The 12389-nt window shown below is 58.5% G+C and carries 14 protein-coding genes; 8 read left to right on the forward strand and 6 right to left on the reverse strand.

What is annotated here, in order from left to right:
• Positions 1-29 precede the first annotated feature (29 nt).
• The 4 genes from AC1ME2_RS12410 to pilG form a co-directional block, all read right to left on the reverse strand.
• Positions 30-2072 carry a methyl-accepting chemotaxis protein gene (locus AC1ME2_RS12410; protein ID WP_480441516.1) on the reverse strand — a complete coding sequence of 681 codons (2043 nt, stop codon included), beginning with the start codon at positions 2070-2072 and terminating at the stop codon, positions 30-32.
• 72 nt (positions 2073-2144) lie between these two features.
• Positions 2145-2684: a chemotaxis protein CheW gene (locus AC1ME2_RS12415; RefSeq protein WP_480441518.1), complete on the reverse strand. Its 540-nt coding sequence runs from the start codon at positions 2682-2684 to the stop codon at positions 2145-2147.
• A gap of 12 nt (positions 2685-2696) precedes the next feature.
• The gene (pilH, locus tag AC1ME2_RS12420) at positions 2697-3062 is read right to left on the reverse strand and encodes a twitching motility response regulator PilH (RefSeq protein ID WP_480441519.1); all 366 of its coding nucleotides are present in this window, start codon (positions 3060-3062) and stop codon (positions 2697-2699) included.
• A 51-nt stretch (positions 3063-3113) separates the two neighbouring features.
• On the reverse strand, positions 3114-3524 hold the full coding sequence (gene pilG, locus AC1ME2_RS12425) for a twitching motility response regulator PilG (protein WP_480441521.1): 411 nt from the start codon (positions 3522-3524) through the stop codon (positions 3114-3116).
• A 261-nt stretch (positions 3525-3785) separates the two neighbouring features.
• Between pilG and gshB the strand changes: the two genes are divergently transcribed.
• The 7 genes from gshB (at position 3786) to AC1ME2_RS12460 (ending at position 9809) form a co-directional block, all read left to right on the forward strand.
• Positions 3786-4739, forward strand: a complete 954-nt coding sequence (gene gshB, locus AC1ME2_RS12430) for a glutathione synthase (RefSeq protein WP_480441522.1) — start codon at positions 3786-3788, stop codon at positions 4737-4739.
• A 192-nt stretch (positions 4740-4931) separates the two neighbouring features.
• A complete protein-coding gene (locus AC1ME2_RS12435; RefSeq protein ID WP_480441523.1) occupies positions 4932-5831 on the forward strand; it encodes a TonB family protein in 900 nt (299 codons plus the stop codon).
• Between the two features lie 65 nt (positions 5832-5896).
• Positions 5897-6466 carry a YqgE/AlgH family protein gene (locus tag AC1ME2_RS12440; protein WP_480441524.1) on the forward strand — a complete coding sequence of 190 codons (570 nt, stop codon included), beginning with the start codon at positions 5897-5899 and terminating at the stop codon, positions 6464-6466.
• On the forward strand, positions 6466-6903 hold the full coding sequence (ruvX, locus tag AC1ME2_RS12445; RefSeq protein ID WP_480441526.1) for a Holliday junction resolvase RuvX: 438 nt from the start codon (positions 6466-6468) through the stop codon (positions 6901-6903). Before AC1ME2_RS12440 ends, ruvX begins: the two co-directional genes overlap by 1 nt.
• A gap of 94 nt (positions 6904-6997) precedes the next feature.
• Entirely contained in the window at positions 6998-7513 is a 516-nt protein-coding gene (gene pyrR, locus AC1ME2_RS12450; protein WP_480441527.1) for a bifunctional pyr operon transcriptional regulator/uracil phosphoribosyltransferase PyrR, read from the forward strand.
• 23 nt (positions 7514-7536) lie between these two features.
• A complete protein-coding gene (locus AC1ME2_RS12455; RefSeq protein WP_480441528.1) occupies positions 7537-8541 on the forward strand; it encodes an aspartate carbamoyltransferase catalytic subunit in 1005 nt (334 codons plus the stop codon).
• Positions 8538-9809, forward strand: a complete 1272-nt coding sequence (locus tag AC1ME2_RS12460; RefSeq protein WP_480441529.1) for a dihydroorotase — start codon at positions 8538-8540, stop codon at positions 9807-9809. Before AC1ME2_RS12455 ends, AC1ME2_RS12460 begins: the two co-directional genes overlap by 4 nt.
• 61 nt (positions 9810-9870) lie before the next feature.
• On the opposite strand, the gene AC1ME2_RS12465 is transcribed toward AC1ME2_RS12460, so the two are convergent.
• A complete protein-coding gene (locus tag AC1ME2_RS12465) occupies positions 9871-10290 on the reverse strand; it encodes an NINE protein (RefSeq protein WP_480441530.1) in 420 nt (139 codons plus the stop codon).
• Between the two features lie 250 nt (positions 10291-10540).
• On the opposite strand from AC1ME2_RS12465, the gene AC1ME2_RS12470 reads away from it, so the two are divergent.
• Complete coding sequence (locus AC1ME2_RS12470; protein WP_480441531.1) at positions 10541-11230, forward strand: C40 family peptidase; 690 nt, start codon at positions 10541-10543, stop codon at positions 11228-11230.
• A gap of 81 nt (positions 11231-11311) precedes the next feature.
• On the opposite strand, the gene AC1ME2_RS12475 is transcribed toward AC1ME2_RS12470, so the two are convergent.
• The gene (locus AC1ME2_RS12475; protein ID WP_480441534.1) at positions 11312-12346 is read right to left on the reverse strand and encodes a type IV pilus twitching motility protein PilT; all 1035 of its coding nucleotides are present in this window, start codon (positions 12344-12346) and stop codon (positions 11312-11314) included.
• Positions 12347-12389: the final 43 nt, after the last annotated feature.

The following is a 12389-nucleotide window of genomic DNA, read 5'->3' on the forward strand; positions in this document are numbered from 1 at the left end:
CAGTCATTGCTTATTATTAACCCAGGCGTTCAACCAAGGTCTTGCGACGGAGGCAACGTAAAACCAGACACCGAGCGGCGCATCTCGCTGGCCATTTTCGCCAGATTGCCGATGCTTTCCGCAGTGGCTGCCGTGCCAGACGTCGTTTGCGTGGTGGTCTGCTGAATCACGGTCATTGTCCGGGAAATCTGCCCTGCAGATGAAGCCTGTTGTTGCGCGGCGTTGGTGATGCTCTCGATCAATGCCGCCAGGGTTTTCGAAACACCCTCGATTTCCTCCAAGGCCACCCCTGCATCCTGCGCCAGTCGGGCGCCGCGCACTACTTCGCTGGTGGTCTGTTCCATGGAAATAACGGCCTCATTGGTGTCGTTCTGAATCGCCCGAACCAGGGTTTCAATCTGCTTGGTCGCCGACGACGAGCGCTCTGCCAGCCGCTGCACTTCATCGGCAACCACAGCAAACCCGCGCCCGGCATCCCCTGCCATGGAGGCCTGGATCGCCGCATTGAGCGCCAGGATGTTGGTCTGATCGGCAATATCATCGATCAAGCTGACAATGTCACCGATCTCCTGGGAAGACTCGCCCAAACGTTTGATCCGCTTGGAGGTGTCCTGAATTTGCTCACGGATGTTGTCCATGCCGGTGATGGTGTTATGCACCACTTCGTTGCCTTTGTTGGCAATGGCCACCGACCGCTCCGCCACCGCCGACGACTCCGATGCATTGGCCGAGACCTGATCGATGGACGTCGCCATGTTATTGATCGCGGTCGACGCTGCAGCAATTTGCAACGCCTGATGCTCGGACGCCGCCGCCAGTTGCATGGCCGTGGTCTGAGTGTCTTCGACGGCTGATGCAACCTGCTCCGCCGTCAGGTTGATCGTGCCCACCAGATCGCGCAACTGGTCGATGGAGTAATTGATCGAGTCGGCAATCGCCCCGGTGAAGTCTTCGGTCACGGACGCGGCGACCCTCAGATCACCATCGGCGAGGTTTTCGATCTCATCGAGCAGACGCATGATTGCATTCTGATTACGCACATTTTTCTCGGCGGTTTCACGCAACTGGCGGTTGGTCTCACGCACCATCACGATGCTGATCAGGATGATCGACATCAACGCCAGCAGGCCCAGCAGGTAGCCGCCGATGCTGTACATCGAACGCCCACCGGCCAGGTGCTCGAAACGGTTGGCCAACACCGACGCTTCATCGAGCAAGGTCTGCGACGTGGTAAAGATATTGCCTGCTGATTCGCGCACCTGAAACAGCTCGGGCGAGGTTTCAAGTATTTCATCCACGGAGCCGGATACAAACTGGAACAGCTCGGCAATTTCGGTCAGGCGCGCACGGGTATCGTGATCCTGAACCTGGGTGATTTTCATCGCCGCATTGCCTTCAATCATGCCGTTGAGCACTTGGCCAAACAGGTTCGCATCGCGACGGAATGCGTCGGCGGCCTGCACAGCGGTGTCATCCCCGGACAGCACGGTCTTGACTGAACCGAGAATCCGCTCAGCCAACAGCGATTGACGCTGGGCAACGGCAACCTGGTTGGCCGGCGCGTGATTTCGCAGGAGGCTGTCGACGACTTTTTCATACTCGACCTGCAACTGCGGGATGGTTTCGGACAGCGTCGCAGCCACCTGGTGAAGGGACAGTACAGTCTGTTCGCTGGCGACAATGACGTCTGTGCTCTTGCGCAGACTCTCCCAGTCGTCCTGCACTGCCTGCATTTCTTTGCTCACCGTTGAGGGGGCCGACGGCAACCCGGTGGCCTTGTCACCTTTTTTCAGGAAGCCCCAACGCAGCTCAAAATCGTTGCGTGCATCCGCCAGCAACTTGAACGCAAGCGCTTTGCCCGCAGCGGCTTCGGAGGCGTTTTTGGCGATTCGCTGAGACAAGACACGCAGCTCACCCGCGTGGCCGATGTACTGTTTGTCGTAATTCGACTGAGTGTTGATATAGGCGAAGTTACCGAACAACAACATGATGAAAATGATCAGGGCGACAAACAGCACAACGATCTGCGACCGACTGCGTGCACCCTCCAATGACCTACCTGTCTCACTCATTATCAGGCCCCCGCCCGGACTCACTGTGTGCGTTCATCCCTGATTAAAAAAGGCCCTAAGGCCGCGTGATAACTACTGCGCTACCTCCATGAAACCCGGAGATAACGCCAGCGCGCGCGGGCTGAATACCAACCACGCCTGCTCGCGCAAAAACTGTCCCTGAATGAACGGAGCGACACCGGCTTCGAACGCTACCAGTGGCTCAGGCATCAAACTGCGTTGATTGAAATGCTGCATACCCAGCACTTCATCAATCATCAATCCGGCGAACACGTCTTGATGGTCGACTACCAGTACCCGCCGCTGCTTGCGCAAAGGCGACAGCTCATGACCAAAAAACGCACACAAATCCATGATCGGCAGCAACCGCCCCCGCAGATTTGCCACGCCCTTGACCCAGGGCTTTACCCCTGGCAGTACGGCATAACGCGGCTCATGCAGGATTTCGCTGATTTCACCCAAGGGCGCAACGTAACACTGCTCGCCCATGCGAAAGCCGATCCCGCTCCAGTCTTGCAGGCGGGTTTCCTGCGAAGGCAGGCCCGCCGCGAGCGAGCGACAACGTTGATCGATTTCAAGCAGCAACTGGAAGGCGGTTTGCGGCTCAGCCATGACTGCGGCCCCTCAGCCAGCCAGCACCGAATTCAAGGTCTTCATCAGGGTCTCTTCGTCCACCGGCTTGGTCAGGTAGTCACGTGCGCCCTGGCGCTTGCCCCAGACTTTGTCGGTTTCCTGATCCTTGGTGGTGATGATAATCACCGGGATCATATTGGTATCAGCGTCTTTGGTCAGTTGGCGTGTCGCCTGAAAACCATTGAGACCGGGCATCACGATATCCATCAACACCGCATCGGGTTTCTCCTGGCGAGCCAGGGCAACGCCATCAGCGCCATTTTCGGCTTTCAAGACTTGATGACCATGTTTTTCAAGCATGCCGGTCAACTTGTACATCTCAGTCGGCGAATCATCGACGATCAAAATTCGAGCCATGGTGTTCTCCATACGCAATGGATGCTCTCGACCCGCCAGGGTCATAGGGCATCAAGATACTTGTTGTTCTACTGCAACGAACTCCGGCACATGGGCCTTGATCGCGCTCAGTAGCTCTTCCTTGCTAAAAGGCTTGGTCAGAAACTGATCCGAGCCGACGATCCGGCCCTTGGCCTTGTCGAACAGGCCATCCTTGGAGGACAGCATGATCACCGGCGTAGACTTGAAGGCCCGGTTATTCTTGATCAGTGCGCAGGTCTGATAGCCATCCAGGCGCGGCATCATGATGTCGACGAAAATGATTCGCGGGTGGTTATCGGCGATTTTTGCCAGCGCATCGAATCCATCTATTGCCGTGATAACGTCGCAACCGACGTTCTTCAGCAGCGTCTCTGCGGTACGGCGAATTGTCTTCGAATCGTCGATAACCATTACTTTTAAAGCTATGGGATGCTGTTCCATGTTTGCTCTACCATCGCCGCGGCGAGTCGATTTGCTGCGTTGTGCCCGGCGCCTTCAGGCTGACATGGAGCTACTGCGTGCCCCCAGCCCCCTTAATATCAGGGCTTAAAGCCAAGTGCCGAGCCTTTTTAGCACACTCTCCAGACGCAATCCATAAAGCCCGATGCTACGCGCTTACCCCTTGACCCAAAGCATACACGGCGCCACCCTGACGCCTATTTTCAGGCCATAGCGGCCCTTACCGACCAGAGGATATTGCCCATGAGCGTTCGCCTAGGGATTGTCATGGACCCCATCGAGGACATCGCCTATAAAAAGGACAGCTCGCTGGCCATGCTCCTTGCCGCCCAAGACCGCGGCTGGTCGCTGTTCTACATGGAACAGCACGATTTGTACCAGAACGCCGGCCAGGCACGCGCCCGGATGAAACCGCTGAAAGTTTTCGCCGACCCTGCGCACTGGTTCGAACTGGAAGCCGAAATCGACAGCGGCCTGGATGACCTGGACGTGATCCTGATGCGCAAGGATCCGCCGTTCAACATGGAGTTCGTTTACTCCACGTACCTGCTCGAACAGGCCGAGCGCGCCGGGGTGCTGGTGGTCAACCGTCCGCAGAGCCTGCGCGACTGCAACGAGAAACTGTTCGCCACGCTGTTCCCGCAATGCACACCGCCGACCCTGGTCAGCCGTCGCATGGACATCCTGCGTGAATTTGCCGAGCTGCACGGCGATGTGATTCTCAAGCCTCTGGACGGTATGGGCGGCACTTCAATCTTCCGCCATCGCGAAGGCGATCCCAACCTGTCGGTGATCCTCGAAACCCTGACGGCCAACGGCTCGCAGCAAATCATGGCCCAAGGCTATTTGCCCGCGATCAAGGACGGCGACAAACGTATCCTGATGATCGACGGCGAGCCCGTGCCTTACTGCCTGGCGCGCATCCCGGCGATGGGCGAAACCCGTGGCAACCTTGCTGCGGGTGGTCGTGGCGAAGCCCGTCCCTTGACCGCGCATGACCGCTGGATCGCGGCCGAAGTCGGCCCGACACTGCGTGAAAAAGGCCTGCTGTTCGTAGGCCTCGACGTCATCGGCGAGCACCTGACCGAAATCAACGTCACCAGCCCCACCTGCATCCGCGAAATCGACAACGCGTTCGGCACCAACATCGGCTCGCTGCTGATGGATGCGATCGAGGTGAAGCTCAAGGCCAGGTAAGCGTTAGCCCTGGCTCAATTCCGTGGGAGCGAATTCATTCGCGAATAAATTCGCTCCCACAAAGTGCGGTTCACCTGTGTGGAGGTTTTCCCGCATGAGCCAGGCCGATCCAGCCCGCTCCAGACCAGAGCACGCCGCAGTATTTGCAACAGTGCGCTATCATGCGCGGCTTGTGAAAATGTTGGACTGTTGATGAACGCTTTGGCCGACGACCTGCCCCCTGAATTCACCCGTACCGGCGTGCGCCCGGCTGATCGGCTCGGGTTTACCCTGATGATTGCCGCGCTGATCCACGTAGCGCTGATCCTGGGTGTGGGCTTCGCCTACGTCAAACCGCAAGAAATCAGCAAAACCCTGGAAATCACCCTCGCTACCTTCAAAAGCGAAGCTGTGCCGAAAAAAGCTGACTTCCTCGCCCAGGACAATCAGCAGGGCAGCGGCACACTGGACAAGAAGGCGATCCCCAAGACCACCGAACTGGCGCCTTTTCAGGACACCACGATCAATAAAGTGACGCCTCCACCCGCCGCCAAGCCGGTGGAAAAGCAGGTAGCACCGAAAACAGCCGTCGCGACCAAAGCGCAGAAGACCCAGAAAACCGTGACCAAACGCGAAGAGGTCAAGCAGGCGCCCGCCACCAAAGCGGCGCCCACCTTCGACAGCTCGCAGCTGACCAGCGAAATCTCCAGCCTGGAAGCCGAACTCTCCAACGAGCAACAGCTGTACGCCAAGCGACCGAAGATCCATCGACTCAGCGCTGCGTCGACCATGCGCGACAAAGGCGCCTGGTATAAAGAAGACTGGCGTAAAAAAATCGAACGGGTAGGCAATCTCAACTATCCGGAAGAAGCACGACGCAACCAGGTGTACGGCAATTTGCGGATGATGGTGTCGATTAACCGCGACGGTTCGCTGTACGAAATATTGGTGCTGGAGTCCTCCGGTCAGCCACTGCTGGATGAAGCGGCGCAGCGTATTGTGCGATTAGCGGCGCCTTTTGCGCCGTTCACCGGCGATCTGGCTGACATCGACCGCCTGGAGATTATTCGCACCTGGCGTTTCGCTCGTGGCGACAAGCTGTCCAGTAACTAATAGACCTGAAAACCTATCACATTAGCCAGTTGTCAGGTCCGCCGGCCGGCGCCACACTAGGGCTCATGAAAAACGTCCCCGCAAGCTACCTCAAGCATCACTTCCTGATTGCCATGCCGCACATGGCCGATCCGAATTTTGTGCAAACCTTGACCTACATCGTCGAGCACAACGCAAATGGCGCCATGGGCCTGGTGATCAACCGTCCGCAGGGCCTGACGCTGGCAGACATTCTTGAGCAACTGCGCCCCGAAACCGAACCGTCATTGCGCTGCCAGCAGATTCCGATTCATGTCGGTGGTCCGGTGCAGACCGATCGCGGTTTTGTCCTGCACCCCAGCGGACAGGTGTTCCAGGCGACGGCCGAACTCGGCGGCCTCGCGCTGTCGACGTCTCAGGATGTGCTGTTCTCTATCGCCGACGGCCACGGCCCGGACCAACATGTGATCACCCTCGGGTACGCGGGCTGGGAAGCCGGGCAACTGGACGCCGAACTGGCCGCCAACGTCTGGCTGACCTGCCCGTTCGATCCGGCCATCCTGTTCGAGATACCGAGTGAACATCGCCTTAATGCGGCGGCGGCACGTCTGGGTGTCAATCTCAGCTTGTTGACCAGTCAGGCGGGCCACGCCTGATGGCTTTACGTCTTTTGCTGGGTTTCGATTACGGCACCAAACAGATCGGCGTGGCCGTCGGCCAGGTGATTACCGGCCAGGCCCGCGAGCTGTGCATTCTGAAAGCACAGAATGGCATCCCGGACTGGGACAAGGTTGAAGCGTTGATCCGCGAATGGAAGCCCGATGCGATTGTCGTCGGTCTGCCGCTGAACATGGACGGCACGCCGAGCGACATGAGCGCCCGTGCTGAAAAGTTTTCGCGGCGACTCAACGGTCGCTATAACCTGCCGGTGTATACCCACGATGAACGCCTGACCACCTTTGAAGCCAAGGGCGAACGCCTGTCCCGTGGCGGCCAGAAAGGCAGCTATCGCGACAACCCGGTAGATGCCATTGCCGCCGCGCTGTTATTACAGGGCTGGCTGGATGCCAACGGCGCCCTGTTCAACACGTGATGGCTTGATTGATCTCTTTATCGAAAGAACCGGAATCCAAGTTTCAGCCTGAGCAACCCGCGTGAACGACGCTCAGGCCCCTGAAGGAGCAACCATGAGCCTGCCCAATCCCGCCGTACTGATCAGCCAGATGGCCATTGATCTCACGGCCCACCTGAGCCAGCGCAACATCACTGAGCCGCGCTTTATCGGCATCCGTACAGGCGGCATCTGGGTCGCGCAGGCATTGCTCGACGCGCTGGGCAGCCAGTCGCCGCTGGGTACGCTGGACGTGTCCTTCTACCGCGATGACTTCAGCCAGAACGGCTTGCACCCGCAAGTTCGCCCCTCGGCCCTGCCGTTCGAAATTGAAGGCCAGCACCTGGTCCTGATCGATGACGTGCTGATGAGCGGTCGGACGATCCGCGCCGCCCTCAACGAACTGTTCGATTACGGCCGCCCAGCCAGTGTGACCCTGGTTTGCCTGCTCGACCTCAACGCAGGGGAACTGCCGATTCACCCCAACGTGGTCGGCGCCACCTTGTCGCTGGCGCCCGATGTACGGGTAAAACTGCTCGGCCCCACGCCGCTCGCGCTTGAGTACCAAAATCTTTCCGACGCCGCCCTCTAGCCCTTTTATAAAGAGTCCTTGCAATGACGCCTCTCGACGTTAAGCGCCCGCTGCAGCTCAATCATCAGGGCCAGCTGCGCCACTTCCTTTCACTCGACGGCTTGCCCCGCGAGCTGCTCACTGAAATTCTCGACACCGCCGACTCCTTTCTCGAAGTCGGTGCCCGGGCGGTCAAGAAAGTCCCGCTGCTGCGCGGCAAGACCGTGTGCAATGTGTTCTTCGAAAATTCGACCCGCACCCGCACCACATTCGAACTGGCGGCCCAACGGCTGTCGGCCGACGTGATCACCCTGAACGTCTCGACCTCGTCCACCAGCAAGGGCGAAACGTTGTTCGACACCCTGCGCAACCTCGAAGCAATGGCCGCCGACATGTTCGTCGTGCGCCATGGCGACTCGGGCGCCGCGCACTTCATCGCTGAACATGTCTGTCCGGAAGTCGCGATCATCAATGGTGGCGACGGCCGCCATGCACACCCGACCCAGGGCATGCTCGACATGCTGACCATCCGTCGGCACAAGGGCGGCTTCGAAAACCTGTCAGTGGCCATCGTGGGCGACATCCTGCACTCGCGGGTGGCACGCTCGAACATGATTGCGCTCAAAGCCCTCGGCTGCCCGGACATCCGCGTGGTCGCGCCGAAAACCTTGCTGCCGGTTGGCATCGAGCAATACGGGGTCAAGGTCTACACCGACCTGGCTGCCGGCCTCAAAGACGTCGACGTGGTGATCATGCTGCGCCTGCAGCGCGAACGCATGCAGGGCGGCCTTTTGCCCAGCGAAGGTGAGTTCTACCGCCTGTTCGGCCTGACCACTGCGCGCCTGGCCGGCGCCAAACCGGACGCCATCGTCATGCACCCAGGCCCGATCAACCGCGGCGTGGAGATAGAGTCGGCAGTGGCCGATGGCGCCCACTCGGTGATCCTCAATCAAGTCACCTACGGCATCGCCGTCCGCATGGCGGTGCTGTCCATGGCCATGAGCGGACAAACCGCGCAACGTCAATTCGAGCAGGAGAACGCCCAGTGAAGCTCAGCATCCTTGGCGCGCGCGTCATCGACCCCACCAGCGGTCTGGATAAAGTCATTGATCTGCACTTGGAAGCCGGGAAGATTATCGCCCTCGGCGCAGCACCCGCCGGCTTCGTCGCCAGCCAGACGATCGAGGCCAAGGGCCTGGTCGCCGCACCTGGCCTGGTCGACCTCAACGTAGCCCTGCGCGAGCCCGGTTACAGCCGTAAAGGCAACATCGCCAGCGAAACCCAAGCAGCAGTAGCCGGGGGCGTCACCAGCCTGTGCTGCCCGCCACGGACCAAACCGGTGCTCGACACCCCGGCAGTGGCCGAGTTGATCATCGACCGCGCCCGTGAAGCAGGCAATTGCAAAGTGTTCCCTATCGGCGCCTTCAGCAAGGGCCTGGAAGGCGAGCAACTGGCCGAACTGATCGCCCTGCGCGATGCAGGCTGTATTGCCTTCAGTAACGGTCTGGACAGCTTTCGTAACACCCGGACCCTATGCCGGGCACTGGAGTACGCCGCGACCTTCGATCTGACGGTGATTTTTCACTCTCAAGACCGTGATCTGGCTGAAGGGGGCCTGGCCCATGAAGGCGCTACCGCCAGTTTCCTCGGTTTGCCGGGCATTCCCGAGACCGCCGAAACCGTCGCTTTGGCCCGTGATCTGCTGTTGGTGGAACAAAGCGGTGTACGCGCACACTTCAGCCAACTGACCAGCGCACGTGGCGTGGCCCTGATCGCTCAGGCGCAGGCCCGCGGGCTGCCGGTAACCGCCGATGTGGCGATGTATCAACTGATCCTCACCGACGAAGCATTGATTGATTTCTCCAGCCTGTACCACGTCCAGCCGCCGCTGCGCACCCGCGCCGACCGCGATGGCCTGCGTGAAGCGGTGAAGTCTGGCGTGGTTCAAGCGATCTCCAGCCATCACCAACCCCATGAACGCGACGCCAAGCTGGCGCCGTTTGGTGCAACCGAACCGGGCATCAGCAGCGTTGAGCTGCTACTGCCGCTGGCGATGACACTGGTAGCCGACGGCTTGCTCGACCTGCCGACCCTGCTGGCGCGCCTCAGCGCCGGTCCTGCGGCGGCCTTGCGCCTGCCTGCCGGTCAATTGAGTGTCGGTGCGGCGGCGGATCTGGTGCTGTTCGACCCGGCCGCGTCAACGGTTGCTGGCGAGAAGTGGCTGTCCAAAGGCGAAAACTGCCCGTTCCTCGGCCATTGCCTGCCGGGAGCCGTGCGCTACACCGTGGTGGATGGACGGATCAGCTACAGCGCCTGATTAATCGCTCGCCAACAAGTTGGCTCTACAGAGTGAACTTGTTGGCGAGGATTCCCTGACCCTACCCCTGCCGTGCATTCTCGATAGAAATCTGGTCATTCAGTGTCCAGAAGTCATACAACACGCCCAGCAGAAAAAACCCGCCGGTGAATAGATAGATGATCCCGGTGATCCATTTGCCTTGATACATCCGGTGCACGCCGAACACGCCAAGGAATGTCAGCAGGATCCAGGCGACGCTGTAATCAATGGAACCGGCGTTGAAACGCAAATCTGCCTCGCGATCCATGCTCGGGATCAAAAACACGTCGATCAGCCAGCCGATACCCAACAGACCCAACGTGAAAAACCAGATAGTTCCGGTCACGGGCTTGCCGTAATAAAAGCGATGCGATCCGGTAAAACCGACAATCCATAGCAGGTAGCCGAGAATTTTGCTGTGGGTGTCCTGTGGTTGGACATCATGACGATAGCTGTTCATTCACTGCCTCTTTTAAGCTGATAGAAAAAAATATCCGTAAATATTGTGACTTTAAGGTGACGCTCCGACGTATGGCCGGTGACTTCAAGCTCGCCGCAAGCCCTTGTAATTAACGGCTTTGCCGAAATCCATGCGACACATTACCGCAATAATGAGGACGATCGTTCCGTAATTGTTTCGACAAACGGGGTTAGAAACACGCAAAAAGCTGTTATAAAGTTGCGCGCTGTCCCATAAGAGCCCTGCCTATATGCGTTTATTTTTCAAGACATGGCTAACCATTTGCCTATTTATGCCCCTGGCCGCCCACGCCACCAACCGTGAGCAACATTTACCGCCAAGCTTCCATAATGGCACTGCGAAATCCCATTCTTCGCCAGCACCGATAGTCACCGCGTCCAAAGAGCCAACGGCGCCTACCCGGACAACCCACCGTCCCGCTCACGGAAAATCGTCGAGCAAAGCCACCGTTAAAAGCAAAACCAAGAACAAAAGCAAAACCGGCACCGTCGCACAAATGCCGGTCAAGCAGAGCAGCGCTGTATTAAGCCGGGCCGTAAACGTCCTTGGCACCCCTTATCGTTGGGGCGGCAGTAGCCCAAGCAAAGGGTTCGATTGCAGCGGTCTGGTCAAATATGCATTCCGCGATGTGAACCAAGCCGATTTGCCGCGTACGTCCAATGCCATGGCTGAAGGTCACGGGCAAAGGGTAGAACGCAAGGATTTGAAGCCGGGCGATTTGCTGTTCTTCACGATAAAGAGCAGCAAGGTCAATCATGTTGCCATTTACCTGGGCAATGACCGCTTCATCCATGCCCCGCGCCGCGGTAAAGCAGTGTCGATCGACACGCTGAAGAAGCCTTATTGGGACGACCATTACGTGCTCGCCAAACGGGTCCTGCCAAAGAACGACCCCACCCTGCGCATCTCTCAGCGCTAATGGCATAGCCTGCGTTCGCGCAGGCGATACGCCGGAGTCTCCTTCGGCGCATCGATCTTCCCCCTCGCACACCTCACATGCTTAGAAATTTTCTGGCGTCTTGGCCTTCTCCCGAGCGCCTTCGCGGGTGATCAGGCCTCTGGTCACCAGCGCCTTCAAACTCATGTCCAATGTCTGCATGCCCAACGAGCCACCTGTCTGGATCGATGAGTACATCTGCGCGACCTTGTCCTCGCGGATCAGGTTACGGATCGCCGGCGTACCAATCATTATTTCGTGCGCAGCAACCCGTCCGCCGCCCACCTTCTTGATCAGCGTCTGTGAAATAACGGCTTGCAACGACTCGGACAGCATGGAGCGCACCATCGATTTGTCTTGTGCAGGGAACACATCGACTATCCGGTCGATGGTTTTCGCTGCAGACGTGGTGTGCAGCGTGCCAAACACCAAATGCCCGGTTTCAGCAGCGGTCAGCGCCAGGCGGATGGTTTCGAGGTCGCGCATTTCACCCACCAGAATGATGTCCGGGTCTTCACGCAGAGCCGAACGCAAGGCCTCGGCGAAGCCCAGTGTGTCACGATGGACTTCACGCTGGTTGACCAGGCATTTCTTCGATTCGTGGACGAACTCGATCGGGTCTTCAATCGTGAGGATGTGGTCATGCTTGTTACTGTTCAGGTAATCAATCATCGCAGCCAGGGTCGTAGACTTCCCTGAACCGGTCGGGCCGGTGACCAATACCAGGCCGCGCGGCACGTCGGCAATCTTACGAAACACTTCTCCCATACCGAGATCGTCCATGCTCATGACTTTCGACGGAATGGTCCGAAAGACCGCACCGGCGCCCCGATTCTGGTTGAATGCGTTAACCCTGAACCGCGCAACGCCCGGTACTTCGAAGGAGAAGTCAGTTTCCAGAAACTCCTCGAAGTCCTTGCGCTGCTTGTCGTTCATGATGTCGTAGATCAGTTCCTGGACCTGTTTGTGGTCCAGCGCCGGCAAGTTGATCCGCCGCACATCGCCATCGACTCGAATCATCGGTGGCAGTCCGGCGGAGAGATGCAAGTCCGACGCGCCTTGCTTGGCACTGAAGGCCAGCAGCTCGGTAATATCCATAGGGCTCCCCAATCACATAGAATGCCGCAGACTTTAGCCCTGC

The organism is Pseudomonas sp. ASL9 (assembly GCF_056680335.1).

Excerpts from the sequence above, each read along its gene's own strand:
- AC1ME2_RS12410 (WP_480441516.1), bottom strand. The coding sequence starts at position 2,072 with ATGAGTGAGACAGGTAGGTCATTGGAGGGTGCACGCAGTCGGTCGCAG.
- AC1ME2_RS12415 (WP_480441518.1), bottom strand. The coding sequence starts at position 2,684 with ATGGCTGAGCCGCAAACCGCCTTCCAGTTGCTGCTTGAAATCGATCAA.
- pilH (WP_480441519.1), bottom strand. The coding sequence starts at position 3,062 with ATGGCTCGAATTTTGATCGTCGATGATTCGCCGACTGAGATGTACAAG.
- pilG (WP_480441521.1), bottom strand. The coding sequence starts at position 3,524 with ATGGAACAGCATCCCATAGCTTTAAAAGTAATGGTTATCGACGATTCG.
- gshB (WP_480441522.1), top strand. The coding sequence starts at position 3,786 with ATGAGCGTTCGCCTAGGGATTGTCATGGACCCCATCGAGGACATCGCC.
- AC1ME2_RS12435 (WP_480441523.1), top strand. The coding sequence starts at position 4,932 with ATGAACGCTTTGGCCGACGACCTGCCCCCTGAATTCACCCGTACCGGC.
- AC1ME2_RS12440 (WP_480441524.1), top strand. The coding sequence starts at position 5,897 with ATGAAAAACGTCCCCGCAAGCTACCTCAAGCATCACTTCCTGATTGCC.
- ruvX (WP_480441526.1), top strand. The coding sequence starts at position 6,466 with ATGGCTTTACGTCTTTTGCTGGGTTTCGATTACGGCACCAAACAGATC.
- pyrR (WP_480441527.1), top strand. The coding sequence starts at position 6,998 with ATGAGCCTGCCCAATCCCGCCGTACTGATCAGCCAGATGGCCATTGAT.
- AC1ME2_RS12455 (WP_480441528.1), top strand. The coding sequence starts at position 7,537 with ATGACGCCTCTCGACGTTAAGCGCCCGCTGCAGCTCAATCATCAGGGC.
- AC1ME2_RS12465 (WP_480441530.1), bottom strand. The coding sequence starts at position 10,290 with ATGAACAGCTATCGTCATGATGTCCAACCACAGGACACCCACAGCAAA.
- AC1ME2_RS12470 (WP_480441531.1), top strand. The coding sequence starts at position 10,541 with ATGCGTTTATTTTTCAAGACATGGCTAACCATTTGCCTATTTATGCCC.
- AC1ME2_RS12475 (WP_480441534.1), bottom strand. The coding sequence starts at position 12,346 with ATGGATATTACCGAGCTGCTGGCCTTCAGTGCCAAGCAAGGCGCGTCG.